Source organism: Bradyrhizobium sp. CCGUVB23, from assembly GCF_024199885.1.
GTDB lineage: Bacteria > Pseudomonadota > Alphaproteobacteria > Rhizobiales > Xanthobacteraceae > Bradyrhizobium.
This window is the reverse complement of sequence record NZ_JANADQ010000001.1, coordinates 2,593,245-2,619,553: the sequence shown is the minus strand read 5'-3', so window position 1 is coordinate 2,619,553 and position 26,309 is coordinate 2,593,245. Positions and strand designations below refer to the sequence as shown.

General features: G+C 58.9%; 25 protein-coding genes and 2 pseudogenes. 20 read left to right on the top strand and 7 right to left on the bottom strand.

What is annotated here, in order from left to right; all coding sequences use genetic code 11:
• Position 1 precedes the first annotated feature (1 nt).
• From NLN62_RS11960 to NLN62_RS11940, 5 genes are all read left to right on the top strand, one after another.
• Positions 2–1,768 (top strand): L-aspartate oxidase, encoded by a 1,767-nt coding sequence (locus NLN62_RS11960; protein WP_254113455.1) that lies wholly within the window; start codon positions 2–4, stop codon positions 1,766–1,768.
• Positions 1,765–2,727 (top strand): fumarate hydratase, encoded by a 963-nt coding sequence (locus NLN62_RS11955; protein ID WP_254108899.1) that lies wholly within the window; start codon positions 1,765–1,767, stop codon positions 2,725–2,727. Before NLN62_RS11960 ends, NLN62_RS11955 begins: the two co-directional genes overlap by 4 nt.
• On the top strand, positions 2,691–3,371 hold the full coding sequence (locus NLN62_RS11950; protein ID WP_254108898.1) for a fumarate hydratase C-terminal domain-containing protein: 681 nt from the start codon (positions 2,691–2,693) through the stop codon (positions 3,369–3,371). Before NLN62_RS11955 ends, NLN62_RS11950 begins: the two co-directional genes overlap by 37 nt.
• Before the next feature lie 68 nt (positions 3,372–3,439).
• Positions 3,440–3,757 carry an NIPSNAP family protein gene (locus NLN62_RS11945; protein WP_254108897.1) on the top strand — a complete coding sequence of 106 codons (318 nt, stop codon included), beginning with the start codon at positions 3,440–3,442 and terminating at the stop codon, positions 3,755–3,757.
• A gap of 40 nt (positions 3,758–3,797) precedes the next feature.
• Positions 3,798–4,541: a sulfite exporter TauE/SafE family protein gene (locus NLN62_RS11940; RefSeq protein ID WP_254108896.1), complete on the top strand. Its 744-nt coding sequence runs from the start codon at positions 3,798–3,800 to the stop codon at positions 4,539–4,541.
• Between the two features lie 34 nt (positions 4,542–4,575).
• Here NLN62_RS11940 and NLN62_RS11935 read toward each other — a convergent pair whose 3' ends face one another.
• Positions 4,576–5,514 (bottom strand): LysR family transcriptional regulator, encoded by a 939-nt coding sequence (locus tag NLN62_RS11935; protein WP_254108895.1) that lies wholly within the window; start codon positions 5,512–5,514, stop codon positions 4,576–4,578.
• A 374-nt stretch (positions 5,515–5,888) separates the two neighbouring features.
• Here NLN62_RS11935 and NLN62_RS11930 point away from each other — a divergent pair, with 374 nt between their 5' ends.
• The 3 genes from NLN62_RS11930 (at position 5,889) to NLN62_RS11920 (ending at position 8,609) form a co-directional block, all read left to right on the top strand.
• A complete protein-coding gene (locus NLN62_RS11930) occupies positions 5,889–6,659 on the top strand; it encodes an ABC transporter ATP-binding protein (protein ID WP_254108894.1) in 771 nt (256 codons plus the stop codon).
• A 28-nt stretch (positions 6,660–6,687) separates the two neighbouring features.
• Positions 6,688–7,548, top strand: a complete 861-nt coding sequence (locus NLN62_RS11925) for an ABC transporter permease (RefSeq protein WP_254113454.1) — start codon at positions 6,688–6,690, stop codon at positions 7,546–7,548.
• A 188-nt stretch (positions 7,549–7,736) separates the two neighbouring features.
• Positions 7,737–8,609: an ABC transporter substrate-binding protein gene (locus NLN62_RS11920; RefSeq protein WP_254108893.1), complete on the top strand. Its 873-nt coding sequence runs from the start codon at positions 7,737–7,739 to the stop codon at positions 8,607–8,609.
• Between the two features lie 89 nt (positions 8,610–8,698).
• Here the strand turns inward: NLN62_RS11920 and NLN62_RS11915 are convergent, their stop codons facing one another.
• The 4 genes from NLN62_RS11915 to metC all read right to left on the bottom strand — a co-directional run bounded on the left by NLN62_RS11915 (position 8,699) and on the right by metC (position 12,704).
• A complete protein-coding gene (locus NLN62_RS11915; RefSeq protein ID WP_254108892.1) occupies positions 8,699–9,538 on the bottom strand; it encodes a nitroreductase family protein in 840 nt (279 codons plus the stop codon).
• Between the two features lie 89 nt (positions 9,539–9,627).
• Complete coding sequence (locus NLN62_RS11910; protein WP_254108891.1) at positions 9,628–9,930, bottom strand: cytochrome c; 303 nt, start codon at positions 9,928–9,930, stop codon at positions 9,628–9,630.
• A 12-nt stretch (positions 9,931–9,942) separates the two neighbouring features.
• The gene (locus NLN62_RS11905; protein WP_254108890.1) at positions 9,943–11,142 is read right to left on the bottom strand and encodes a molybdopterin-dependent oxidoreductase; all 1,200 of its coding nucleotides are present in this window, start codon (positions 11,140–11,142) and stop codon (positions 9,943–9,945) included.
• 398 nt (positions 11,143–11,540) lie between these two features.
• On the bottom strand, positions 11,541–12,704 hold the full coding sequence (gene metC, locus NLN62_RS11900) for a cystathionine beta-lyase (RefSeq protein WP_254108889.1): 1,164 nt from the start codon (positions 12,702–12,704) through the stop codon (positions 11,541–11,543).
• 1,338 nt (positions 12,705–14,042) lie between these two features.
• On the opposite strand from metC, the gene NLN62_RS11895 reads away from it, so the two are divergent.
• The 5 genes from NLN62_RS11895 (at position 14,043) to NLN62_RS11875 (ending at position 18,846) form a co-directional block, all read left to right on the top strand.
• Positions 14,043–15,074 (top strand): amino acid ABC transporter substrate-binding protein, encoded by a 1,032-nt coding sequence (locus NLN62_RS11895; protein ID WP_254108888.1) that lies wholly within the window; start codon positions 14,043–14,045, stop codon positions 15,072–15,074.
• A gap of 10 nt (positions 15,075–15,084) precedes the next feature.
• Positions 15,085–16,350, top strand: a complete 1,266-nt coding sequence (locus NLN62_RS11890) for an amino acid ABC transporter permease (RefSeq protein ID WP_254108887.1) — start codon at positions 15,085–15,087, stop codon at positions 16,348–16,350.
• A gap of 3 nt (positions 16,351–16,353) precedes the next feature.
• Entirely contained in the window at positions 16,354–17,514 is a 1,161-nt protein-coding gene (locus NLN62_RS11885; protein ID WP_254108886.1) for an amino acid ABC transporter permease, read from the top strand.
• 15 nt (positions 17,515–17,529) lie between these two features.
• Positions 17,530–18,327, top strand: coding sequence for an amino acid ABC transporter ATP-binding protein (locus NLN62_RS11880; protein ID WP_305881672.1), 798 nt, complete (start codon positions 17,530–17,532; stop codon positions 18,325–18,327).
• 165 nt (positions 18,328–18,492) lie between these two features.
• Positions 18,493–18,846, top strand: a complete 354-nt coding sequence (locus NLN62_RS11875; RefSeq protein ID WP_254108885.1) for a carboxymuconolactone decarboxylase family protein — start codon at positions 18,493–18,495, stop codon at positions 18,844–18,846.
• On the opposite strand, the gene NLN62_RS11870 is transcribed toward NLN62_RS11875, so the two are convergent.
• On the bottom strand, positions 18,816–19,163 hold the full coding sequence (locus NLN62_RS11870; protein ID WP_254108884.1) for a LysR substrate-binding domain-containing protein: 348 nt from the start codon (positions 19,161–19,163) through the stop codon (positions 18,816–18,818). The genes NLN62_RS11875 and NLN62_RS11870 overlap by 31 nt on opposite strands.
• A 259-nt stretch (positions 19,164–19,422) precedes the next feature.
• Between NLN62_RS11870 and NLN62_RS53455 the strand changes: the two genes are divergently transcribed.
• The 7 genes and pseudogenes from NLN62_RS53455 to NLN62_RS11845 all read left to right on the top strand — a co-directional run.
• A complete protein-coding gene (locus NLN62_RS53455; RefSeq protein ID WP_371932976.1) occupies positions 19,423–19,602 on the top strand; it encodes a cold-shock protein in 180 nt (59 codons plus the stop codon).
• Positions 19,603–19,971: 369 nt separating this feature from the next.
• On the top strand, positions 19,972–20,172 hold the full coding sequence (locus NLN62_RS11865; RefSeq protein WP_254108883.1) for a hypothetical protein: 201 nt from the start codon (positions 19,972–19,974) through the stop codon (positions 20,170–20,172).
• Positions 20,173–20,178: 6 nt separating this feature from the next.
• Positions 20,179–20,376: a transposase gene (locus NLN62_RS53450; RefSeq protein WP_371933121.1), complete on the top strand. Its 198-nt coding sequence runs from the start codon at positions 20,179–20,181 to the stop codon at positions 20,374–20,376.
• A 1,055-nt stretch (positions 20,377–21,431) separates the two neighbouring features.
• A pseudogene (locus NLN62_RS11860) lies at positions 21,432–21,662 on the top strand (IS256 family transposase); the annotation flags it as partial.
• 300 nt (positions 21,663–21,962) lie between these two features.
• Positions 21,963–23,327: an FAD-dependent oxidoreductase gene (locus tag NLN62_RS11855; RefSeq protein WP_254108882.1), complete on the top strand. Its 1,365-nt coding sequence runs from the start codon at positions 21,963–21,965 to the stop codon at positions 23,325–23,327.
• 21 nt (positions 23,328–23,348) lie between these two features.
• Positions 23,349–24,353 (top strand): ABC transporter substrate-binding protein, encoded by a 1,005-nt coding sequence (locus NLN62_RS11850; protein ID WP_254108881.1) that lies wholly within the window; start codon positions 23,349–23,351, stop codon positions 24,351–24,353.
• Between the two features lie 198 nt (positions 24,354–24,551).
• Positions 24,552–24,859: pseudogene (locus NLN62_RS11845) on the top strand (ATP-binding cassette domain-containing protein); the annotation flags it as partial.
• 711 nt (positions 24,860–25,570) lie between these two features.
• Here NLN62_RS11845 and NLN62_RS11840 read toward each other — a convergent pair.
• Positions 25,571–25,759 (bottom strand): hypothetical protein, encoded by a 189-nt coding sequence (locus NLN62_RS11840; RefSeq protein WP_245288299.1) that lies wholly within the window; start codon positions 25,757–25,759, stop codon positions 25,571–25,573.
• Positions 25,760–26,309 lie beyond the last annotated feature (550 nt).

Sequence of the window (26,309 nt, the reverse complement as noted above, 5' to 3'; positions counted from 1 at the left end):
CATGGCGGCCCCATTCGATCTTGAACGTCACGACACCGACATCCTGATCATCGGAACCGGCGGAGCCGGCCTTTTTGCGGCGCTTCACGCGCAGCAGGCGGCTCCCGAAGGCACCAAGATCACGATCGCCGTGAAAGGTCTCATCGGGAAGTGTGGCTGCACGCGGATGGTCCAGGGCGGCTACAATGTGGCGCTGGGCGGCGGCGACTCCGTCGAACGTCATTTCATGGACACGATCATTGGCGGAAAATGGCTTCCCAACCAGGACATGGCCTGGAGGCTCTGTGAGCAGGCCGTGGTGCGCATCCGCGAACTCGAGAACGAGATCGGCTGCTTTTTCGATAGAAATCCAGACGGCACGTTGCACCAGAAGGCGTTCGCCGGGCAAACGGCGGACAGAACCGTTCATAAGGGTGACTTGACTGGCATCGAGATCATCAGTCGCCTCATGGAGCAAGTGCTCGCTCGACCAGTCGAGAAATTGCAGGAACACCGTGCCGTAGGTTTGATTCCATCGAAGGATGGTCCGTCCCTTGCCGGCGTCTTGTTCATCGATATGCGCACGGGTGCACTGCGGTTGGTGCGCGCCAAGACGGTGCTGATGGCGACCGGCGGCGGGCCGACAATGTACAAGTATCACACACCATCCGGCGACAAGACGATGGACGGCCTCGCCATGGCTCTTCGGACCGGCTTGCCGCTCCGCGACATGGAGATGGTCCAGTTCCATCCCACCGGCTTGCTCGCGGGTGAAGATACTCGGATGACCGGCACAGTCTTGGAGGAGGGGCTTCGGGGTGCCGGGGGCCATTTGTTGAACAGTTACGGCCATCGCTTCATGTTCGACTATGACGCAAAGGGCGAAAGAGCGACCCGCGACGTCGTCAGCCGAGGGATCTATGCGGAGATGCGCAAGAACAACACCTCGAAGAACGGCGGCGTATACATCTCGATGGCCCATCTCGGCCCAGAGAACGTACGGCAGAAGTTCAAAGGCATGGTGAAGCGCTGCGCGGACAGCGGCGTTGACCTCGCCGCAGGGCAGGTCGAGGTGGTTCCCACAGCGCACTATTTCATGGGTGGCATTGTCGTGGATACCGACACGCACACCGAGATGGAAGGGCTGTACGTCGCAGGCGAGGACGCCGGCGGTGCACACGGATCGAATAGGCTGGGCGGAAACGGCGTGGCCAATTCAACCGTCTACGGCGGGATTGCTGGCGACGTCATGGGCCGCGACATCCGCAAGATGGCACGTCTGCGCGATCCGGACGAGGCGATTCTCCAGACCGAAATAGAACGGGTCGTCTATCCGTTCACGAAATCACCAGGAAACATCCGGGAGTTGCGCAACGAACTTCAGAATACGATGTGGGACAACGTCGGCGTGATGCGAACTGCGGCAGGAATGACCAGGGCAGCTCGCCGCATTTCGGAGATTCGGTCCGAGCTCATGAATGTCGGCGTGGCAGGAGGCAGCCGGGCCTTCAATCTCACCTGGCACGACTGGCTGAACGTGAGTTCGCTCTGCGACATCTCGGAGGTCATTACCAAGGCGGGTTTAGAGCGAGAAAATTCTCGTGGAGCTCACTACCGGGAAGACTTTCCAGAAAGCGGAAGCCTGGAGAAGTCATACTTCACCTTGGCGCGCAAGCGCGACGAGGAGCTTCAGATGAGCCGGGAACGGGTGAGATTTACTATCGTACAGCCCGGCCACTCGATCCTATCCACCGAAGAACCCGACACCCTCGTGAGGGCTGCAGAATGATCTCCATCGATGCGATTCAGAAGGCCGCGGAAATCCTGATGGAGAAGGCCGCCATCGAGATACCCGAAGACTATCTCGATGGCCTCAAGGCCGCTGCAGACGTCGAAGATGGTGATCTGTCCTCGTTCGTTCTCCAAGCCATGCTTGAAAACTATGAGGCGGCCAAGCAGGATCGTCGCGCGATGTGCGGGGACACCGGCTGTCCGCGCTGGTACGTCAAGATGGGTAATGAGGCCAGCATCGAGGGGGGGCCAATCGCTCTGGAAACCGCCCTGCGGCGCGCCACCGCCAATGCAACCAGGAACGTTCCACTCAGGCCGAATCGCGTGCATCCGCTTTGGCGTACCGATCACGATAACAACGTCGGTATCGGTGCCCCCGAGATTGAATATGCGTTCGAGCCGGATGGCGACTGGGTCGACCTGATTACGGTTCACAAGGGTGGTCTCTTCGGAACCGATTATCGCATGTTGTTTCCGTCCGACGGTATCGCCGGCATCAAGCGCTTCTATCTCGACAGCCTCGTTGCATTTGGAAAACGAGGCCTGGCCTGTCAGCCGGCGATCATCGGCATTGGTCTCGGAGGGTCGAAGGACGCCTGCATGGTTCTGGGTAAGCGTGCCGCCTGCTTGCGAACAGTCGGAAGCCGAAACCCGGACCCGCGCATTGCGGAAATGGAGCGGGAGTTCAAGGAGCTGGGCAACTCCATCGGAATGGGCGCGATGGGATTCGTCGGCAAATCGATGGTGATCGATTGCCATATCGAAGTCGGATATTGCCATACCGGCGGTATGCAGATGAGCGTCCACGCGTTTTGTCTGTCGTCTCGCCGCGCGGTAGCACGCATCCATGGCGACGGCCGTGTCGAGTACCGGACCGATCCGGATTGGTTCACTGATTATCAACGTCGGGAGACGGTGGAATGGAACGTGCTTCCAAGCCTAAGCAAATCCGCCTGAGCACCAAGCCTACGCGGGAAGATCTGGCGGCCCTGAAGATTGGAGACATCGTCTATCTGGATGGGCTGATCTATACGGGTCGCGAGGGCGTTTACATGCGCGCTCTCGAGGGGAAGGAACCTCTCCCGTTGAGCTTGCCGGAAGAAAGTGCTGCCAATTTCCACTGTTCGCCGGCGGCTACCGTTGATCAAGACGGTAACATTACGATGGGCGCCGTGACGGCCACGGCCTCCTTCCGCTTCTCGAAGTGGATCGGGGAGTGGCTGCGCATTTCCGGCGCGAAGCTCATCATCGGCAAGGGAGGCATGACGTCGCACGACTACAAAGAGCATTTCGTCCCGAACGGCGCAATCTACCTGACGACGGTGGGGTACGGCACCGGCGCGCTATTGGGGCGCGGCATCAAACGCGCGCGCGATATCTACTGGAAGAAGGAACTCGGGCTTGCCCAGGCCATGTGGTTGATCGAAGCCGAGAACATGGGGCCCTTCATCGTCGAGAGCGACTTAGACGGCAATAGCCTGTTCGAGCGCGAGAACGCCAAGGTGTCGGCCAATCTCGAGCGTGTCTACGCGGGCACGAAGCCGGCGGTACTGAAGCGGTTCGGCGAAACCGACGATCGGTCGGACGAGCTAATCGGTTAATCGCAGCGAAGCTCGCACGGGATAGGTCCGGGATCGCTCAATTCGCCAGCAGGCTACAAGGACGCACAATGTTCGTGGACGAAAGAATATACTCCCTGCATGCGGGCCAGGTCCCCACCTTCTTGAAGCTCTACGAAGAAGAAGGGATGGAGTGCCAGGTTCGCATCTTGGGCAGGATGGTTGGCTATTACTATACCGATTTCGGCCCACTAAATCAGATCGTCCACATGTGGGGATATGAAAGCCTGGATGATCGGTTCGAGCGACGAAAGCAACTGCAAGCGTCGCCGGCATGGCAGTCCTACGCCAAGAAAATGCGTCCTCTTGTAGCGAAGGTCGAAAACAAGCTGCTGGTGCCCGCGCCATTCTTTCGTGTACCGAACTAGGCAATAGATTACGGTCGATAACACGGTCGGCATCCAAGTCATGAGCTTCTATCTTTGGCTTGCGGCAGGCTCCGCGGCGGGCGGCTTCATCAACGGTCTTGCAGGGTTCGGAACTGCGCTTTTTGCGCTTGGTTTCTGGCTGCAGATACTGCCGCCGACCGAGGCCGTCTCGATGATCGTCATCATGTCCGTGGTCAGCGGGCTGCAGGGCGTTGCTCTCGTCCGCGATAGTATCCGTGAAAATCCGCTGCGCCTGTCGAGGTTCGTCCTCCCCGGACTCCTTGGTATCCCGATTGGCGTCAAGCTGCTCGCGATCGCGAGCCCGCTCGCGATCAAGCTCACGGTAGCAGCATTCCTCATTGTGTATGGTAGTTTCATATTGCTGCGCCGAGAGCTTCCACGGTTGCCCCAACCGAAGCCAATATTGGACTGCGCTGTCGGATTCGTAGGCGGAATTCTAGGAGGGGCGGCCTCGTTATCTGGAGTGATGCCGACGATCTGGTGCACGCTCCAGCCTTGGACAAAGTCCGAGCAACGAGCCGTCATGCAGCCATTCAACGTCGTCATCCTGGCGATTGCGGCCGCCGTCTACGCGATGAGTGGCTATTACTCGTCCAGAAGCGTTCCGCTGATCCTGATTGCGCTCCCTATTACCCTGATCTCGGCCCAAGCTGGTATCTGGGCTTTCAAGAGGCTGTCAGACGATCAATTTCGAAAGCTGCTGGTCTGCCTGATGTTTGTCTCGGGATTGATCATCGTCGCCAAGGAAGTGCTGCTTGGCTAACTGGTGGAGCAGCACACCAGAGCTTCGCTTGCTCTTATCGTTTTCGCCTCGACGGCCTCTTCTTGAGTGCCGGCTGACGCGAGTCTGGCGAGGGCTGCCCATCGCGTATCGCTGCGGCAAATCGAGCATTCATCTCGTCGATGGCGCGAATCCTGACGCTGTCGGCTCGAGATATGCACCCGAGAATGCGGACCAGGCGCTTGTCCGGTCCGAGCGGCAAGTGCTTAAGGCGAAGGGCGTTCGATGCACTAACGCAGGTTCGCGGCGCGATAGAGACGCCAAGATTGTAGTAGACCATGCTCGAGATGGCCTCCAGGCTCTCCAGCTCCATGCTCTCGTTCACGGCGATCTTGTTTTCCTGGAGCCAAGTTTCGATCAATCCGCCGACGACGGCCTGGCGTGAGAACCGTATGAACGGACTGTTTTTCAGCAACTGGAGCGGATCCTTGCCCTCAGCCTCGAGAGACGCCAGCAGTTCAAAAGGCTCTTCTGCAAGATCGTACCAGACAAGATTGCGAGGAATGAACTGCGGCTTTGAGACGATCGCGAGATCAAGATGACCTCTCTCGACCTGTTGGATCAGTGCGGTGGTCAGGCCGGGTGTGATGGTGACATGCAGGCCCGGATAATCGCTCTTCAGCTTCGATACCGCTAGGGGCACGAGGCCCGTGAGCGTCGTTGGGACGGCCCCTAGAGAGAACACGCCCTCGATTCCTTGATTGCCCAATATGCTTGGGACGATGCTGTCGTAAGCAGCGACAACCTCACGAGCCTTCGATACCAGTGCCCGTCCCGCGGGAGTCAGCTCCGGCGTTCGGCGGCTTCTGTCGAAAAGCGCGATCTTCCACTCCTCTTCAAGAGCCCTGATCTGCTGGCTTACAGCGGCGTGCGTAACAAATACCTCCTTCGCGGCTGCACTGAAGCTCCCTTGGTCCGCCACAGCAATCAACGTTTTGAGGGTTCGGATCGACATTTACGACTCCGCCGAGATGTAAGACAAAGTTTCAATAAGCGTTAGCATTTGTGCCTTTGAGAAAGAAGGACTTTACGCCAGTATTTTGGAAGCCGGGCAAGATATCCAATTTCGAAATGCAAGACGAAGCCCGCGTGAGGAAAGCGCTAGAGGTGCTCGGTATTAGTCCTTGGGTCAGGACCTCTCGCTCTCGTCGGAGCCACGGCTCGGCTGGGCTCGCTGGAGGCTGCGCATATCACGTCACCGGTTGGGTGGCGCGACGACCACGCGGTCTCCAAGTGCGGAATGCCAGTCATCGTGGTGGTGTCGACGATATCGCGTCGCCGGAATAGCCGGATCCCAGAAAGACATCAGGGACACAGATGGGAGGAGAAATGGACCGAGACGAGCCGCTTCTAAAAGTATCCGGCGTTACGCTGCAGTATAAGACCACGTCTCATATTGTGACGGCAACGTACCGCGTCGGCTTTGAGATGTTGAAGAGCGATCGGTTCGTGCTGCTCGGCCCGTCGGGATGCGGGAAGTCGACGCTTCAGAAGGCCGTTGGCGGATATATCACGCCGACCGAAGGCGAAATGCGTCTCAAGGGCAAGCTAATCACGAAACCAGGCCCTGATCGGATGATGGTCTTCCAGGAATTTGATCAGCTCTTGCCTTGGAAGACGGTGCAACAGAACGTCGCTTTCGCACTCGAAGCAGCGAAAAAGATGCCCAAGCGTGAAGCGGCTGATCGAGCTGGCCATTACGTCGAGATGGTGGGGCTCTCAAAATTCGCTAACAGCTATCCTCACATGCTGTCGGGCGGCATGAAGCAGCGCGTCGCGATTGCCCGCGGCATGGCAATGGAGCCTGACATCCTGCTGATGGATGAACCGTTCGCTGCCCTCGACGCGTTGACGCGACGCAAAATGCAGGATGAGCTTCTCTCTCTGTGGGACAAGACGCGCTTCACCGTCATGTTTGTCACGCATTCGATCGCCGAGGCCATCAAGATCGGGAATCGTATCCTTCTGTTGTCGCCACATCCGGGCCGGGTGCGAGCTGAGCTCAACAGCGCAACAACCCCTGAAGACGTCGCGCACCTCGAGCGGCAAATTCACGAAATGCTGTTTTCCGAAGCTGCGCCGGAGGCGGCCCATGCATAATCAATTGAGCGTCGTGTCAAATTCGCAAATGGCCAACTCACTTCGTCCCGAAATCCGGAATGCTCAGAGCGTCGAGGAAATCAGGGTGGTCGAGAAGCCTCGATCGCTATTCGATAAGCTCTACGGCGAGGACTTCGTTCGGAAGGCATTCATTCTCATAGCCCTGGCACTTGTCTGGGAAGGGTATGGGCGTTGGCTCGACAACGAACTCCTCTTCCCGACCTTCGGGGCGACCATGTCGGCGTTCGCCAAGGGCGTTGTCAATGGGGTTCTGCCCGGCCGGGCATGGGGGTCGATCAGAATTCTGCTGATGGGGTACGCGTCGGGCATCGTTCTCGCCGCGCTGCTGACCGGTCTTGCGATCGCATCCCGGATTGGCAGGGATTTTCTCGAGACGATGACTTCCATGTTCAATCCCCTGCCGGCGATCGCGCTGCTCCCGCTCGCCTTGATCTGGTTTGGACTAGGGAATGGAAGTCTGGTGTTTGTCTTGGTGCACTCAGTCACTTGGGCGATTGCGCTCAATACTCATGCCGGCTTCCTGTCCGTGAGCAAGACCTTGAAGATGGTCGGCCGCAACTACGGACTTGGCGGTCCTGCTTTCATCATCAAGATTCTGATTCCCGCAGCATTCCCCAGCATTCTGACCGGGTTGAAAATTGGCTGGGCATTTGCCTGGCGAACATTGATCGCGGCCGAGCTTGTGTTCGGCGTCAGCTCCGGCTCAGGCGGTCTGGGATGGTTCATCTTCGAGAACAAGAACATGCTCGATATTCCGAACGTGTTTGCCGGCCTGTTGACCGTCATCTTGATTGGGCTTGTCGTCGAGAACCTTATTTTCCGCGTCATCGAGCAGAGAACGATCAATCGGTGGGGCGCCCACAGCTGATGACAGTGAGAATCTCCTCGCATAAGCGGGAGGCGACTCGAATGGGAGGACAAACGGTGAAATCCAGTTGCCTGGCACTTGTCGCGCTCGCTCTGGCGAGCGTGCTGACCCCAAACGCCTCGCGGGCGGAAGTTTCGACAATACGTCTCGCCAAGCAATATGGCCTGGCCTATCTGCCGCTGACCATCATGCAGGAAGAGCAACTCCTCGAAAAGGAGGCAGCCAAGAACGGTCAAACCGTCAAAACCGAGTGGCTGCAGTTCTCCGCCGGCTCAGGGATGAACGAGGCGCTTCTCTCCGGAAACCTCGACGTAGCATCGGGTGGTGTCGGCCCTATGCTCACGATTTGGTCGCGGACGTTGAAGAACTACAAGATCAGGGGCATCTCAGCGATGGCTTCGCTGCCCCTTTACCTCGTGACAGTCAATCCAAACGTGAAGTCGATCGCGGACTTCGGTAGCGCCGACAAGATCGCAATGCCGACGGTGAAGACCTCGATTCAGGCGATCACGTTGCAGATGGCTGTCGAGAAGCAGTTCGGGAAGGGGCAGGCCACCAAGCTTGACTCGCTGACAGTATCCTTGAGTCATCCCGACGCTCAGGTTGCGATGCTGGGTGGCAAGGCAGGCATCACCTCGCATTTCGGATCTTCTCCGTTTCAGGAGATGGAGCTCAAGGATCCCAGGGCGCATCGAGTGCTTGACAGCTATCAGGTTCTCGACGGCCCCCATACGTTCAGCGTCGTGTGGGCAACCGACAAGTTCGTGACCGCGAACCCGAAAATCGTCGCGGCATTCTATGCGGCGCTTAAGGAGAGCATCAATTTGATCAATTCTGATCCCAGGACAGCCGCGAGTCTTTGGATCAAGGGGGACCACCTCAAGCTTTCGGAAGAGGATGCGGAGGCAATCATCAAGAATCCGGAGAACAAGTGGACGACCGAGCCTCAGAAGCTGCTGGTATTTCTCAATGGAATGCACGCCGCGGGGCTGATCAATGACACGACCAGCAACTGGAAGGACCTCTTCTTTACCTACGTCCACGACACAAAGGGGAGCTGAGGGGAGGGGCCGCCCGGGTGAGGCCGTCACCAGCTTAACGTGCGGCGCAGGTCCGCCTGTTGGATAGTTCGGCGCCGAAACGCCGTCGATCAGTCTAACTTGAAGCCGATGCGCTTGACGTAGGTCCCGAAGTCTTGGCGCTCCGGAAACGCATACTGCCGCGCCTTGTCCTCGGACCAGCCATAGCTCTCGGATCGACCGAGTTCGTTGACGTATCGTTGCGTTACATAAGGCTGCTCGGCCGATCTACGCCGATCGTATTCCTCGATCGCGGCGTCGAGCGTATCGTCGGTATAGGTGTTGTGGTGAATAGTAGCGGGCAGAGGTAGCCGCAAACTCCTTGGTGGCGGCTCATCTGGATACCCGACGGCTAGGCCTGCCACGGGAAAGACCTGTTCGGGTAGGTTCAGCAACTCTGCGAGCCGGTCCGGGTGATTGCGCACCGCGCTGATGGGGCAGACGCCAAGGCCTGCTGCTTCCGCCGCGACCACAAATGATGAGAGTGCTATCGCGGCATCGACCGTGGCATTGAAGAAGGCGTCCAAATGGTCGTTGACAAAGGGTCTAGCCCTCAGCGCATGGAGGCGCCGCTGCCGCCGATTGTTACCGCAGAAGATCAGAAGGTTCGGGACTTCCTCGAGCCACTTCTGGCCTAGGCGGCCGCTCGCCAAAAGCACGCAGATTTCGGATCGCAAGGCAGGCGAATCGATAATGATGATGTCGCGTTGCTGCAGATCGCTCTTGGTTGGGGCACATAGCGCGAGCGCGCAAAGTCGCCGCAGGACGTGACCTTGGATTTGTTCGGGACGGAATTTCCGAACAGAGCCGCGCTTGGCCAGCTGTCTGTGGACGGCAGGGGCGCTGTCGTCGAGCTCTAGATCCGCCGCCAGGGGGCCGAAGCGCTTGGAGAGCAGATGAAATTCATCCATGTCGCGATCCAGGTCCGATTGCTTTGAAACTTGTGCAATCCCGTCAGGCTAATCGATCCAGATTCGGGATTTGGGAGCCTCACTGGAGCTCAATATGTCGTGGCTAGGTAATCGACGATCTTGCCGACATCGGCATCGTCGATCGGCGCGCCATAGACCTTGATCATTTTGGCCACCTCGGCCTGCCAGAACGCTTTCTTGTCCTTCATCGGCGGCTGCGTCGCGATGTAGTCGGACGAGTGGCAGGCGGTGCAATTGCCCTGCGCGACCTCGAGATTGGGCCCGGGCCTGAAGGCTGCTGTCTCATCCGGTGTCTTGTAATCGACCGGCGCGGCGAGGGCCGAGCCCATCGCGACGGCGAGTGTGGCGGCGAGGAGAACGGCGCGCTGCATGATCATTCTCCCTCAGGCTACGCTGACGCGGACGGTTTCGACGACGTTGCGCAAATAACCCGCCGGGTTCCAGCGCGGCGTGTCCGGTTGCGTCTCGCCGCCGTTGCCGGTGGCGCGCACCTTGAGCTCGACATTGCCCGCCGCGAGCTTCACCGGCAGATTCCATTCGCGGAAGGCATATTTGCCGAGATCCTTGCCGAGCTTGGCGTTCGCCCAGGTCTTGCCGCCGTCGGTGGAGATTTGCACCTCCTTGATGCCCTTGCCGCTGTCGAAGGCGATGCCGCGGAGCGTCGTGCGTCCCGCCTTCAGCTTGGCGCCGTCGGGGACGTTGGTGATGAAGGAGCGGATGGTGAAGCGGTTGATCGGGATCGTCGCCTTCGGCGCGGTGCCCGGCTCGACCGAATTGTCCGGCGTATCGGGAATGCGATAGGCCGACTTCATCCAGAAGCCGTCATAGACATTGTCGATCACGGTGATCTCGTTGAGGTGCTTGACCCAGTAGGTGCCGTAATAGCCGGGCACGATCAGGCGCAGCGGGAAGCCGTTGAGGAACGGTAGGTCCTCGCCGTTCATGCCGTAGGCCAGCATCACCTCGCCGTCCCTGGCGTGGTCGACGTCGAGCGCCTTGACGAAATCGGGCGTCTTGTCGCTGACCGGCCCGTCTATGCCGCCAAAGGTGACCTGCTTGGCGCCGGCCTGCACGCCTGCCATCTCCAGCACGGTCTTCAGCGGCACACCGCGCCATCGCGCGCAGCCCATCGCGCCGTTGGCGAGCTGGCCGCCGGCCACGCGCGGCTCGAACAGTCCGCGGCTGTTGCCGGAGCACTGCGCGACGGCGACGATCTCCGTTGGCTTCAATTTCTTGATGTCCTTCAGCGACAGCTTCAGCGGCTCGTCGACCTTGCCCTTGACCTCGAGCATGAACTTGTCCGGATCGAGATCGTAGGGCAGGCCCGCTAGGTGATAGCGCACGAAGAACGCGTTATTCGGCGTGATCGGGCCGTCGTTGAAGATCGCAAACGGTGTCTCGAGCTGCGGCGGCCGGCTGGTGAGGCGGATCATCGGCCGCTTCTGCGGATATTTCACCAGCGGCCGTTCGCCATTGGCGAACGGGAGCGTGACGGTGTCGAGCGCCAATGCCTTGGTGGAATTCAGTGTGGCCGCAAGTGCGGCGAAGCCCGCTCCTTTGAGCAGGTCGCGTCTGTCGATCATGTGTCTCCCTCCGGAGCGAATGCTTTTGAACTGCAGTCGCCACTGCAGCACAACGATCATCGATTGCATTAACGGTACGAACTGATCGGCAGCATCTAGTAGGTCGTAATGCCTTCGTACCATTCTTGGTGTGAGGCGCGACAAAGCCGCCGTTGGGAAAACGGTGCCGCGCACAATCCATGAGATCATGCCAGTACCGCCGCAAGTCGGGTAATGAAAAATCCTAACGCCAGCTGTAAGCGAGACTATCTAAGCCCCATTGCTGCTCCTTGGTTCGCTTGGCCTCGGCGCGATGTCTTGCGGAAGAGTGATCGTGTGGGCGAGTTCGCGGCAACGATACCGGTGTGCAACGATACGAGTCTCGCGGCGGAGGGACTTATCGCCGATTTGATGCCGGTTCATATTGCACGGGCCTCCGTCGCGCGCATGGCTGCGAGAGCCTTTGCGAGGTCGGCAATGAGATCGGTGGGGTCCTCGAGGCCAACATGCAGCCGCACCAGAGTACCTGATAATGGGAACGGGCGGTCAGTACGGGTGAATCGAGCCGGCAAGGCAAGGCTCTCATAGCCTCCCCAGCTCGAGCCGATTCCGAACAGCTCCAGCGAATCCATGAAGGCGGTCAGCGCGGGTTGAGAACGGGAGGCAAGCTCGACGCCGAAGAGTGCAGAGGATCCACTGAAGTCGCGTGACCAGAGCGCGTGCCCCGGATCGTCGGGCAGGCCGGGATGCAGTACGCGCACTACGTCCGGCTGTGTTTGAAGCCAGCGCGCGACGGAGAGCGCACTCCGCATCTGGTGGCGCATCCGCACACCGAGTGTGCGCATGCCCCGCAGGACCAGATAGCAGTCATCTGGACTGGTCGAGAAGCCCAGGTCAGCCACGACGTCGCGAATTGGTCGCCACCACCCCTCGGTCGTGGCGATAGTGCCCATCATCACATCGGAGTGGCCGCAGAGATATTTGGTTGCCGCCTGGATCGAGATGTCAACTCCCTTAGTGAGCGCGTCAAAGAACAGCGGACTGGCCCAGGTGTTATCGAGCAGAACAGGGATCGATCTCGCGTGCGCGGCCTTCGCGATGGCGGGTATGTCCTGCACCTCGAAGGTGAGCGAGCCGGGACTTTCGCAGAATACGGCTCGCGTATTGTCACGGAACAGCTCGGCGATTCCGTCGCCGATCAGGGGGTCGTAATAAGTCGTCTCGACACCGCTTCGCGCCAGCAAGCCATCGCAGAATGCGCGCGTCGGTCCGTAAACCGTATCCACCATGAGGAGGTGATCACCGGTCTTAAGGACGGCAGTGAGAGCGGCCGTAATGGCAGCAAGCCCAGACGGCACCACAATCGCGCGATGGCAACCTTCGAGCTTCGTGATTGCGTGCTCGAGCGAGAATAGTGTGTCAGTGCCATGGATGCCGTAACGCAGCGCTCCGAACCGATCGGCGCGCGTCGCGTCGAAAGCGGCAAGATCCTCGAACAAGATCGTGGAGGCCCGTGATACCGGGGGATTCACCGGACCGGTGGGCGCGCGGCCGCCGCGGACGAGCAGCGTGTCTTTTTTCATGATGCAAACCTTGACGTAGGGGAGATCAACCGCGCGCGACGAAAGGTACTAAATCCTGCGAAGAAGCAGATTCTCGGCGTGATGTGGAGGCCGATATTCGTGGGCACTCCGAGAGTGCCGCCCCGCATTATGCGAGGCGCCGTATGACTACGCCTAGGGCGTAAGCTTCACAACCCAAATTTGTTGACGATATCCATAAGCGAATTTGTTGTTGCCGGTCAGTGTTGGTTATCGCTGTATGCAGGCCTGACCGGGCATTCGATTGCAGGCACCAGTAGCTTAGAGACTGGCGAGAGGGGCATCGGCGGCATGCGCCGGCGGAGGTCGCGCCGTTACGTTGGTGAAGCCTAACGCCGACGAGCATGGTAGCTCTACGATCTTTCACGCGAAGTCGCTCTCCTGCGAACGGAAGATGGCGGTGCCGATCGGGCGCCCGATCGAGAATCGATCCGATATCCGAGGGACGTGCGCGGAAGTCGAAGTGTCTGCTTTACGAACGGCTCTATATCACTGAGATCAAAACCCAAGCGTTCGTACGACGGCGGGGTCACTTAAAAAAAGTTGAACTCATCCGTGAATATATCTCGTTTGCTTGATTCAAAAAACAACGCGATGCTGGGTGATCAGGAAATCGCGAAGCTTCGAGGGTGTGCACTCATAAGGGCGCAGATGTCGAACTGGATGGAGATGCTGTGGACGCGGCTTTATTGCCGGCACAAGCAAATATCTCGATTTTCGGTCGTGTTGCTGTCGAAATGGAATATCGCCCGCAGATGTTTCGAGACGAGAAACGAGACCTTCTGGATCGTTGCCCCTGGCATCGGAGTCACAATGGTAATGGCCACCATAATATTGCTGATTGGGAGGTAAGGTCGCTTATGCCAGTCTTTCTGGGGCAGTACATGCGACGCCGTTCCGATCTGTGTACTCAGCATTACGAGTACACGGTCTGGCGAACGAGTTGAGTGGGGGGCTAGTTCGCAAGGCGCGGATCGCTTCGGATTAACCGCCGGATGTGCGCTGGTGTAAGCCAAGCAAGGTGCGGTCGAGGGTATGTGGGATCATTCCCAGAGCTATGCACGAGCCGATCGCGACCGGTCGTTCGATGGGCAACTGCGTCTGGTCAACACGTGTTCCGCAATCAGTTGCAACGCATGGATCGCGTTGACGTTCGGGTGTGCGGGCTAAAAAACAATCTGCGCCATAACGGATCTGGCCCGAGCAAGTCTCGCCGAGATCCCATTGGCTGTAACGATCCGAAACGGCTCTCGATGCCGAGTCAGCTCACGGGTTCGAAGTCCGTGGCGAAGATGTTTGACGAAGAAGAGGGTGGAGACCATGAGAAAGAAATCATTGGCAGTCGCAGCAGGTATGGCGTCGCTTGCGCTGACTGCATCGATAGCGTCGGCGGACACGTTGTCCAACATCAAGTCAAAGGGCTTCCTCCAGTGCGGTGTGAACGTAGCCTTGGCGGGCTTTTCCGCTTCGGATGACAAGGGTCAGTGGACTGGTCTCGATGTTGACTTCTGCCGTGCGGTCGCGGCAGCCGTATTCGGTGATCCCAGCAAGGTCAAATTCACCGGGCTGACGGCCAAAGACCGGTTCACCGCGCTTCAATCTGGAGAAATCGATGTCCTGTCGCGCAACACCACTTGGACGGTGAGCCGCGACACTTCGCTTGGCATCAGCTTCGTTGGCGTCATGTATTATGACGGGCAAGGCTTCATGATCAACGCGCGGAAGTTGCCCGATGTCAAGTCGGTCAAGCAGCTGTCGGGCGCGGTGATTTGCGTGGCGGCGGGGACAACGACCGAATTGAATCTTGCCGACTACTTCAAGGCCAACAAGATCGACTACACACCAGTGGTCTTCGACACCCTTGAGGAGGCGACTGCGGCCTACAATGCGGGTCGATGCGATGCCTTCACAAACGATCAATCCGGTCTTTACGCAGCTCGCCTGCAGACCTCGTCGCCGAAGGACTTCGTCGTATTGCCGGAGATTATTTCCAAGGAACCGCTCGGGCCAGCCGTGCGTCAAGGGGACGCTAAGTGGCTGAACATCGTGAAGTGGACCTACTTTGCGCTGCTTGATGCCGAGGAGGCTGGCATTAACCGGTCGAATGTCGATGAGATGAAGGGGAGCAGCAATCCCGACATCAAGCGGATACTTGGGACCGAAGCCGGAACGAAGATCGGTACTGATCTGGGCCTGTCAAACGACTGGGTCGTCAACATCGTCAAGGCGACCGGTAACTATGGGGAAATCTTTGAGCGTAACCTCGGGTCGGGTAGCCCTTTGAATATCTCTCGTGGTGTCAACGCATTGTGGACCAAAGGCGGTATCCAATACGGCGTGCCGATACGCTGATAGCCCTACGATGGGCTGGGGCAATTCGGCACAATTCTGGGTCCTAGCACGCCACATCGGCATCAAGAATTCACGCGAGGGGAGCGCAGTGTCACAAGAGGTAGTTCTCGATGTCGCGCCGACGAAGGCGTCGCCGTTCTATGACCCGAAGCTCCGGAGCATCGTTGTCCAGGTCGCAATTGTCGTTCTGCTGGTGTTCGGGCTCTGGTGGATCTCTGACAATACCATCGAAAATCTGCGTCGTTCCAATATTCCGACAGGATTTGAGTTTCTGAACTCACGCTCCGGGTTCGAGATTCCTGACCGGCTTATTGATTACAGTTCGGAGTCATCCTACGGACGGGCCTTGCTGGTTGGCATTGTGAACACCGCGCGTGTTGCCGTCTTGGGCATCATTGTCGCAACAATCGTAGGCTTTGTGGTTGGCATCGGCCGACTATCGAGCAACTGGATGATACGCAAGCTTGCGACCATCTACATTGAAGTCTTCCGCAATGTGCCCCTACTGCTCGTGATTCTATTTTGGTACCAAGGAGTGCTTGCGTTGCTGCCGAACGTGCGCAGCAGCCTGGCTTTACCCTTCGGTTCATACCTCAACAACCGCGGTCTCTATCTCCCGCGCCTGATCTGGAGCCAGGGAGCTTGGCTCATTATTGCAGGGCTCATGGTAGCCATTGGGCTGTCATGGTACGTCGCGCGAAGAGCGCATGCCCGCCAGATGGCAACGGGGCAGCAACTCCCCGTCTTCTGGGTTTCAGTTGCACTCCTCATAGGTTTGCCGCTGCTTGGTTGCGTGCTGGCAGGGTTTCCAATGACCGTCGAATTCCCGCAGAAGGGCACCTTCATGCTGACGGGAGGGCTCGACGTGAAGCCCGAATTTCTGTCGTTACTTTTGGCGCTGTCCTTCTATACGGCATCGTTCATCGCAGAGATCGTTCGCGCTGGTATCCAGGGTGTGCCGAAGGGGCAGGCGGAGGCTTATTCCTCCCTGGGCATTCGCCCTGGGCAAGGATTGCGTCTGGTGATCATTCCGCAGGCACTACGTATCATCATCCCACTGCTGACGAGCCAATATCTGAACTTGACGAAGAACTCGTCGCTTGCAGTGGCCGTCGGTTATGCGGATTTGTACGCAGTGGGCGGTACAATCCTGAACCAGACCGGGCGCGCCATCGAGGTCGTCGTCATCTTTATGGTGGTCTATCTCGGTTTGAGCATTCTGACCTCTCTCGTCATGAACTGGTTCAACGTCAAGCTGGCACTCAGGCAGAGGTGAGGCATGAAGCAACATGACATTTGCTGGGTGCGCACCGACATGACCCTTGCGCAACCTGCGCCGAACTCCGAGGTCGGGATTCTAGCTTGGATGCGCAAGAATCTCCTCGCCACGCCGGCGGACATGCTCCTGACGGTTGTTGCTGTGATCATAGCCGCGTGGGCGTTGCCACAGATCCTGAGCTGGCTGTTCTTCAATGCCGTCTGGGTTGGCACCGATCGAACTGCCTGCCTCACCATCGAACAGGGCGGCCAACTGCCGGCCGGTTGGTCGGCTGCGTGCTGGCCGTTCGTATCCAACCGGTTCGGCTATTTCATGTTTGGCCGTTATCCGTTGGAAGAGCGCTGGCGCGTGATGCTGGCGGGCGCCATTTTCGTGGGACTGCTCGTCCCGCTGCTCATTCCGCGCGCGCCGCTCAAACGGGCCAATGCGATCCTGTTCTTCGGCATCTATCCGTTTATCGCCTTCGTTCTGTTGATTGGCGGGGTTTTCGGGCTGCCTTACGTCGAAACCCCGCTATGGGGTGGACTTATGGTCACTCTCGTCCTTGCCTACGTTGGTATCGTCGTCTCGCTCCCCCTGGGCATTGTCTTGGCTCTTGGCCGTCGATCCAGAATGCCGACGATCAAGCTACTTTCTGTCATCTTCATCGAAACTGTTCGGGGAGTTCCACTGGTCACAGTGCTGTTCATGGCAGCGTTCATGCTTCCTCTTTTTGTGCCGCCCGGTACGACATTCGACAAGTTGCTCCGCGCGCTCATCGGCGTTGCGCTGTTTTCATCTGCTTACATGGCGGAAGTGGTGCGGGGAGGGCTTCAGGCCATGCCCAAGGGCCAATACGAGGGAGCGGATTCTCTTGGGCTCAGCTATTGGCAAAAGACCGGGCTGATCATCATGCCGCAGGCCCTAAAGCTCGTCATTCCAGGGATCGTCAATTCTTTCATTGGACTGTTCAAGGACACGACGCTGGTCCTCGTCATCTCGATGTTCGATCTGCTTGGGATCGTCAAGCAGGGCATTTCCGGAGACGCCAATTGGGCGACGCCGCAAACCGCAAGGACCGGTTATGTTTTTGCCGCAGTGATTTTCTGGATCTTCTGCTTCGGTATGTCTCGATATTCGCAGTATGTGGAACGGCGTCTTGAAACTGGGCATGGGCGGTGAGAAGGGAGCCTGCAGATGAGCACAAAACGTACGTCTCGCGCTGCGAACGTAGATCTCAGCAGGACGCAAGTCTCGGCGAATGAAGTCGCGGTCGAGATCATCGGCATGAACAAATGGTACGGCGGCTATCACGTACTAAAGGACGTGAACCTCAAGGTTATATGCGGCGAGCGCATTGTTATTTGTGGGCCTTCGGGATCCGGCAAATCGACAATGATTCGCTGCATCAATCGCCTCGAGGAGCACCAGAAGGGTAAAATCATCGTCGACGGCAAGGAGCTCACCAGCGATCTCAAAAAGATTGACGAGGTCCGTCGTGAGGTCGGCATGGTGTTTCAACACTTCAACCTCTTCCCGCACCTCACGATCCTACAAAACTGCACGCTGGCGCCAATTTGGGTTCGCAAGATGCCGCGCAAGGAAGCAGAGGAAATCGCGATGCATTACCTGCGCAAGGTAAAGATTCCCGAGCAGGCTAATAAGTACCCCGGTCAACTGTCTGGCGGTCAGCAGCAGCGCGTCGCGATTGCGCGTTCTCTCTGTATGAAGCCCCGGATCATGCTGTTTGACGAGCCAACCTCGGCGCTCGATCCGGAGATGGTCAAGGAGGTCTTGGAGACGATGGTGAGTCTGGCCGAAGAGCGGATGACCATGTTGTGCGTCACTCACGAGATGGGGTTCGCGCGCAAGGTGGCTAACCGTGTCATCTTCATGGATTCCGGTCAGATCGTCGAGCAGAACACGCCGGCCGAATTCTTCGGAAACCCACAACACAACCGGACGAAGCTGTTTCTTAGCCAAATTCTACACTGAGGGGATGCCTCTCAAGCGTGTCGCGGAGGGCCGCGACGGATAGCCGAAAGGGACGACACCTTTAGCGCTTGCACGACTATCGAGCGCGCAAACTTTGGCGCGTTTGTTGACAGCTTCGTCTCATATGATGCGAGTTCTGAAGAGCAGAAGAGAAGAGGAGAGTACATGTTAGACTGGTTGAAGTATCGTGCTGCCGTGAAGTCGCGGGTTGGCGACTTGTCGAAGCTCGCACCGGAAACGGTCAAGGGATATCTGGCTCTGGCCAACTCCGGCGATAAAGCGCAGCATCTCGACGGGAAGACGCGCGAGTTGATCTCACTTGCGGTTGCTGTCACCACACACTGTGATGGTTGCATCGCCAGCCACGTTGAGGCCGCAACGAAGCATGGCGTGTCGAAGGCTGAGATTGCCGAGGCACTTGGCGTCGCGATTGCAATGAATGCGGGTGCGGCGCTGGTCTATACAGCTCGTACCCTGGATTGCTTCGATCAGATGTCCGGTACGAACGCTGCTGCATAGGCAACGGCCGGTTCTTCCCTGAATAGTTGAATTGTCGCCCGGTTGGAGGCCATCCGTGCGTAGTCCCTGCTGACGTACGCACCGATCGGAATCACCACTTCACCTACTGTTATCAGATCGAGATCATCGGAGGGATATCTCCTGAGCGCGATGTCCGCCTCGCCGCGCGAGAGATTCAGACGCTCCGTGCTGGCCAAAACCTCGAGAGTGATCTGTGGGTGGTTTCTCTTGAGCGCTTCCGCGAACGGCGCCAGGCAACCGCATTTGCGCTCGGCCTTCGCCGCGACGTTGTGAGCGTCTACGAGCATGAAACTCATGGTTACAGCGGGACAAGTGTCTCTGTACGCGGGAATAATGCGAACGGATTCGACTACGATCACAAATGTCGACCATGGAACAGGGGCACCCTTACAGCTCGCCCCGAAGCGCCTCGGGGCGTACACCGGCTTCGATCACGACACCGCATCCTACTTTACAGTGAAAATCAGCTGCGGTCGCATCTGCCTATTTGATCGCCGGGAAGGAGCGCACTTTACGTTTACTGTGTGGTCCTGATCACGGAGAATAGAAGTGGAGATGGGCAAAGTGATTTACTGGAATCGCGATCGCCTTTTCGGTTTCATTCGGTGTGACGACGGCGGTGCCGATCAGTTTGTTCACGTCAGTGCGTTGATTATGCCGATACGCTCTACGTGGGTGATGTTGTTCTCTTTGAAGTCGCTCGCGACAGGCGAAGCCGTCGCGAGCGCGCGGTGAACGTCATGATACAGAACTCGCCGGTGCGGGAATGATCGCTCGAGGCCGCCTAATCTTACTGAGCCAGAGGGGCGCGGCCCTTGCCGGCATGAATCAATTGAGAAGACTCACTTTTCAGAAGGCTGAGATGGGTCTGACAAAATCGGGGGACGTGGAGTCGCGGATATTTCGGCATGTGTTGAGGGCCTTACGTGCGGGACGAGCCAGACCGCTTCGCGACACCGGGGCTGATGATGCCAAGCCAGATCGAGGAATCCGATCCCATCGAACGGATTGGGAGCGGCGGTGTGTTTCGGCGCTAACGTTTCTCGGAAACGGCTTGGCCTCGATAAAAGCTTGTTGGAAAAGCGATTACGGAGGGAAGAAAACATGAGGCGCATCCGGTTCAGGCAGAGCAGAGCGCTTGGCGAACGGCTCATCAAGGAAGCTCGGATCGCGAGGGAAAAGGCAGAGCTCCTCCCCCGGGGCAAGGAGCGTGAGGACCTTCCGAAGAAGGCTCACGGAGCTGATGTACCCGCCCACATCGCGGAATGGCTGAACTCACAGGGTCTCAAGGCCCCGATGTTGTGAGAGGCACTGGAGCGTGGCGCGAGCGTATCGGCCATCGCCCACCGGATCGGCATCCACCCGTCGCAGCTGTTCGCTTGGCGCCGTGATGCTCGGGCTGAGCAGCTTTATCTCTCGCGGCACTCGGATTGCGATGGTGCGGTGGCTTCTGTGGCAGGCGCAGTGATCGAGATTGCCATTGGCGAGATCGTCGTGCGCGCCGATTGACAAGCGGGCAACACGGACCGCTTGTCGTTTTGTGAATTGCGTCGGGCTCTCGTCAGCTTTTGGAAAGCTAGTCCGAATACAGAACCATTGAGGTTAGGCGCGTGGTAGGGACAGCGCTATCTATCCAGAAGGGTCAGCGCCGAGTCGCGTCGCTGCTAACCTCAATTAGCAGCGCGGACGCGGTAGGGACAGCGCCTGTTTCATTGCCCCCAAGCCGACCCGGCGCCGAGTCGCGCCCGCGCTGCTTTCGGTCCCAGACTGATCGTCAAGCCACTTGCGGCGGCCAGCTCTGGTGGCTGTGCCAGTGAAGTTTTTCTGGACGGATGCATCCGACGGTCAGCTTCTGCCGCTTGAGGCTGGGACCGTTGAAGTTAGCGGCGGGCGTGGTAGGGACTGCGCTGTATCTGACATCAGGCGCCGAGTCAGGTTGCCGCTAACTTCGCCCTGGGGTCCGAATGGACGGGGATCACCAACGGGACAAACCTTCGCCCGCCGAGCTGAGGCGTCTCTCCCGGCTTGAGTCCGTACGGGCGACGATGGTGACACCCGCAAACCTGAAAGGACCGCGTTTCAGCCTGCTTCAACTGGTCCTGGAGCATCGGCCGCGCCAGGGGACGCAGCGCCGTTCTGTCGGTCGCTACCGCCATTGCGCCCGCATGGAGCACGAGGCAGAGGGAAGGACCGTCGACTAGAGTCGTCAGCTTCTCGACAGCTAGCCTGAGTAGCAATCCGATCCGACTTAACTTCGAGAAACGGAAGGTTGCTGTGGGCCCATATACTTTCAATCCATTCGATCCAGGTTGGCGGCAGGCGTACGATGCCATGTTTCAACGGCAGGAAGTGGAACGGGACTTTCCCGGGGGGCGGCAATCAGGCGCGGGCCTCAAACCAACCGGCTGCGCTCAAAAGGCGTGGTCATGAGGCGTTGGATCAAGAGTTCGAAGAGAATTCGGGCCGGTGAGCGTTTGCTTGACGCGTCGAAAGCTCGTGGACGTTGCTAAACCAGAAGCGGCTCAATCTTCTGGGATAAGCCTATCGGCAACCTGGCTTCTGGGCCGCAGCAACTCCGCCGATCGCTCGTCTGCACCAACATCATCGAGAACATGAATGGCACGATCCGCCGCATCTGAGCAACGTCAAGCGGTAGCGCGACGCTCGCTGCGGGCAACGATCGAAGCGACGAAGGGCTTCAGGCGGCTGAACGCGTGAAGCAATTGCCGATCCTGAAGGCTGCGCTGAGAGCCATTCAAGATCGCCCACTCTTGAGCGCAATCGAAAGGCCGTAATCTCCATGTCACACAACGCTCGCTCCCCCAACTTCAAAATCGTGCGGGACATTCCCTCGAAATCAGCCTCCAAACTACCGGCATCATGGTGCTGCAAGGATGGTGCTGCAACGCCTCCATAACGCCGTTGAAGGAATAGAATTCGCTGCTCGGACAGTTTAGCACTCGAGGCGTATCTTCTGTCAGTTCCGCCGTACGGGATCAATCGTCTTGTGGCGCCACAGGGCTTTACTTCGTCGATCCCTTTGTCGAGATAGCAGGAATGGCCCTCCTTGGGCCTCAAACGACTGGAATATCGTCTTGCAGCAAAAATCCATTCAGGAACCTGCGCGCCAGGTGCCGCTCTACGGCGAATATGAAGTTGTCGTGCTCGGCGGCGGCCCGGCTGGCATCGTCGCAGCGGCCTCGGCCGCGCGGGCAGGGCGGCGAACGCTGCTGATCGAACGCTACGGTTTCTTGGGCGGCATGGGCACGGCCGCCGGCGTGACCAATTTCTGCGGCCTGCATGGCAATGTCCATGGCAGGCACCACCGTCTGGTGCAGGGCATGGCCTCCGAGCTGCTCGCGCGGATCGATCGGCTCGACGGCCTCAACGAGCCGCATCTGATCCTCGGCAAGGTTTTTGCGCAGGCCTATGACACCGCGGCCTACAAGATCGCGGCGGATGATCTGCTCGCGAGCCACAAGGTCGATATCCTCTTCCACGCTCTCGGCGCCGGCGTCGTGATGGGCGATGCGCGCCGCATCGATGCGCTGATGGTCGAGACCAAGGCGGGACGGCAGGCGGTGCGGGCCGAGATCTTCATCGATTGCTCCGGCGACGGCGATCTCGCGGTCTGGGCCGGTGCGCCCTACGAGGTCGGCGATGAGCACGGCCATCCGCTCTATCCGTCCATGATGTTCCGCCTCAACGGCATTGATCCCGATCGGGCGGGCGAAGCCTGGCGCACCATTCCGCAATTGATGGAAAAGGCGCTCGCCGCCGGCACGCACAGCTTTCCGCGCAAAAGCGCGATCGTGCGGCCGCAGCGCCACGGCATCGAGTGGCGGGTGAATTTCACGCAAATTGCGCGCGAGGACGGCCACGCCATCAATGGCATCGAGCCTGATGATCTCACCCGCGGTGAGATCGACGGTCGTCGCCAGGCGCTCGCCGCCTTCGAATTCCTGCGCACCGTGCCGGGCTTTGAAAAATCCTACATCGTCGACCTGCCGCCGCAGCTCGGCATTCGCGAGACCCGCCGTATCACTGGCGGCTATCAGCTCAGCGGCGAGGATGTGCTCGCTTGTGCCTCCTTCGAGGACTCCATCGGCGTCAATGGCTGGCCGATCGAGGCCCATGTGCCTGGCGACGTCGTCTTCACCTTCCCGCCGATCCCGGAATCGCGCGGCTACAACGAATTGCCGTATCGCATGCTGGTGCCGGAGGGCGTAGACAATCTCCTGGTCGCCGGCCGCTGCGCCTCCATGACCCATGAGGGCCAGTCGGCGGCACGCGTCTCCGGGGCCTGCTTCGTGATGGGGGAGGCGGCTGGTTCCGCCGCTGCGCTGGCGCTGTCGGGCAACCAGATCCCGCGTGACATCCCGGTTGCAAAATTGCAGGAAACATTGAAACAACAGGGCGCCTTCATCGGGCGGGACCAGACCGTGCCAGAGGGCCTGTAAAGAAACGACGGAGGAAGCCGGATGGGTTGGGTTGCGCGGTTTGCTGTAGCTGGTTTGTTGGCGCTGACGACGATTGCAACAGCGCAGGCCGAGGAGGCGCTGAAGGCCAGGATTGGTGTGCTCAGGCTGTCGTCCTCCGCGCCGGTCTTCATCGCGCAGGACAAGGGCTATTTCCGCGACGCCGGCCTCGATATCGAGCTGAAGTTCTTCGATGCGGCACAGCCGATCGCGGTCGCCACCACCTCGGGCGACGTCGATTTCGGCATCACCGCCTTCACCGCCGGTCTCTACAATCTCGCCGGAAAGGGTACGCTGAAGGTGATCGGCGGCATGAGCCGCGAGAAGGCCGGCTATCCCCTGATCGGCTATTTCGCCAGCAACAACGCGTACGCGGCCGGGCTGAAAACGCCGAAGGACCTTGCCGGCAAGCGCGTGGCGATGACGCAGGTCGGATCATCCTTTCACTATTCCCTCGGTCTGCTCGCGGACAAATACGGCTTCAAGCTGTCGGAGGTGAAGATCGTGCCGCTGCAATCGCTGTCGAATGCGGCGGCTGCGCTGAAGGGCGAGACCGTCGACGCCGCGCTGCTTCCCATCTCCACCGCGCGAAAGCTGATGGACGAGGGCGGCGCGAAATTCCTGGGTTGGGTCGGCGACGAGACGCCCTGGCAGCTCGGCGCCGTCTTCGCCTCGCCGAAGACGCTCGCCAACAAGGTGCTGGTGACGAAGCTGCTCGGTGCGTTGGCAAAAGCCGATCGCGAATATCACGACGTCATTTTGACCGCGATGAAGGACGGCGTTGTGCCGATCAATGAGCAGACTAAACCGCTGCTCGAGATCATCGCAAAGTACACCGACCTGCCGGTCGAGCAGGTGGTCGGCAATTGCGCCTATATCGATCCGGACGGCAAGCTGGACGTAAAGAACGTCGACAACCAGATCAAATGGCTGCAAGCGCAGGGTTTTGCCGACAAGGGCTTTGACGCGGACACGATCATTGCGAAGGACTATGTGAAGGCGGATTGATGACGCGCGCTCCCAACCCTCCCCGTCATCCCCGCGCAACGGCGAAGCCGTTGTCGCGTGAGGTGCTCGCGAAGCGAGCCTCGAAGGGTGGACGGCCCCTATGCAGCCCGGCCGTTCATCCTTCGAGGCTCTCATTGCGGTGCATATGCACCGCAATGCTCGCACCTCAGGATGACGGTCGAGAGTGAGGCCTGGCAGATGGACCTGATCGCCAACCACATCACCCACCGCTTCGGCGAGCTCGCTGTGCTCGACGGCGTCTCCTTCACCGTCAGCGCGGGCGAGGTGGTGGCGATTGTCGGGCCGTCGGGCTGCGGCAAGAGCACGCTCTTGTCGATCCTCGGCGGGCTGCTGCTGCCGTCATCGGGCGCTGCGGAACTGCGCGGCGCGCCGCCTGCGGACAGCCTCAGCTCTCGCCCGCGCAGCGCCGCGCGCAGGTTGGCGACGCCCTGCGCCGTACCGGCCTCACTGATTTTCGCACGGCCTATCCAAAGCAGCTCTCCGGCGAGTCGATTGGTGACGCGGAGGACGCCGGTCATAGATCAAATCCGGGCTTTTTGCTTGAGCGAGGGCAGGACTTGGCCGAGGACTGGCGCGCTATCTCGACCGTCGCGTCGCGCTAGTCACCAAGGATATCAACGAGATCGCGGAGCAAAATGCGCATTGTCGGCGCCTCAAGCATCGCCTTGCATTCCTTTCCCGTAGCAAGAAGCCATTGATCGACTCCGTTTTCGTCCGCAACAGCTGCCATTTCTGACCGGGAACGGCTCGCGGCGAATGCTGCGGCAGATCAACCGCGTGGATCGCCTCGATCTCGGTGACGGCCGCGACCTCCGGCAGCGGCTCTTGCAGCATACGCTTGTGCAGCTACTCGGCACAATCATGCCGCTGCTCGTTCAACGGCAGCGGCATGTCGGCAGAAACTTGACTCGTATCTGTCCCTTTCGTCTCGTTCCTTGACATGGACAAAGCCAACGCCTGTCGGCCCCGAAAGCACGTCGACGAAAGCCTTGTCAACTTCATCAACGGACGTAAACCCTTCAATGGTCGTCTTGTTGATCAGCAATACCCGGCCACCGTGCGGGATGGTGGCCCTGCAGGCCCCCTCGAAATGCGCCAGCCAACTCGGTCATAGCTGATGCTGCCGCGGACTAAGTCCTAACAGTCCCATGCATACCATCGCTCAGTGGGAACGCTTCGCGTTCGAATCACCAATCTCATTTGGTGGCGCCTGCTCCGGCGCGGTCGATGACCCAGGCCACCATGTAGCCCTTGGCCTGCTCAGCCTGCACGTGGCGGAGGGCCTCAGGGTAGGTTAGTAAGGGCTCCTGCGCCGGGTAGACGGCGCGGTCGGTTGGAGTGACAAAGTGGTGGCAACACACGCGATAGTCTTTAGCCTCGAACATCGGAATCCTCCTCTCGTCTCAAGTTGCGCAGCCATACGCTGCGCACTTTCAAGTACTGCCCTACCACAGAGAATGCGGCCTTTGGAAGGCCACGTGCTTCTTCAACACTCTCTATAAGGTTGGTTCGGCCTGCCAGACAGAGATCGGCGATGTCTAGATCGCGCGCTTGATTTTCAAATGCAGCAGCACCGGCAAAGAAGTGCCGGGGTGTGTGTCATTCCAAAAATTCATGGTGTCGGGACTTCGACTTCCTGTTGGTCCGCACCTGCTCTGTCAAGCCTCAACCTTCTTGAACATTGCGACTCTAAGCCGTTGCCTCATGCCCGACATTTTCAAGCATCCAACAACGAGTACAATTTAATCCATACGTCCGTTCGCCTGATGGCGATTGAGCATGCTAGATCCCGACGGTCGCCGCACCTACCAGGAATGGTTGGCATTCACACAAGGCCGCTCGCTGTGAACCTAAAACCCACGCTTGGCTGTGGTACACTTGGAAAGTCCTTAGTCTTACTGCGCCATAAATTTCGATGGCTACTCGCGACGAGGC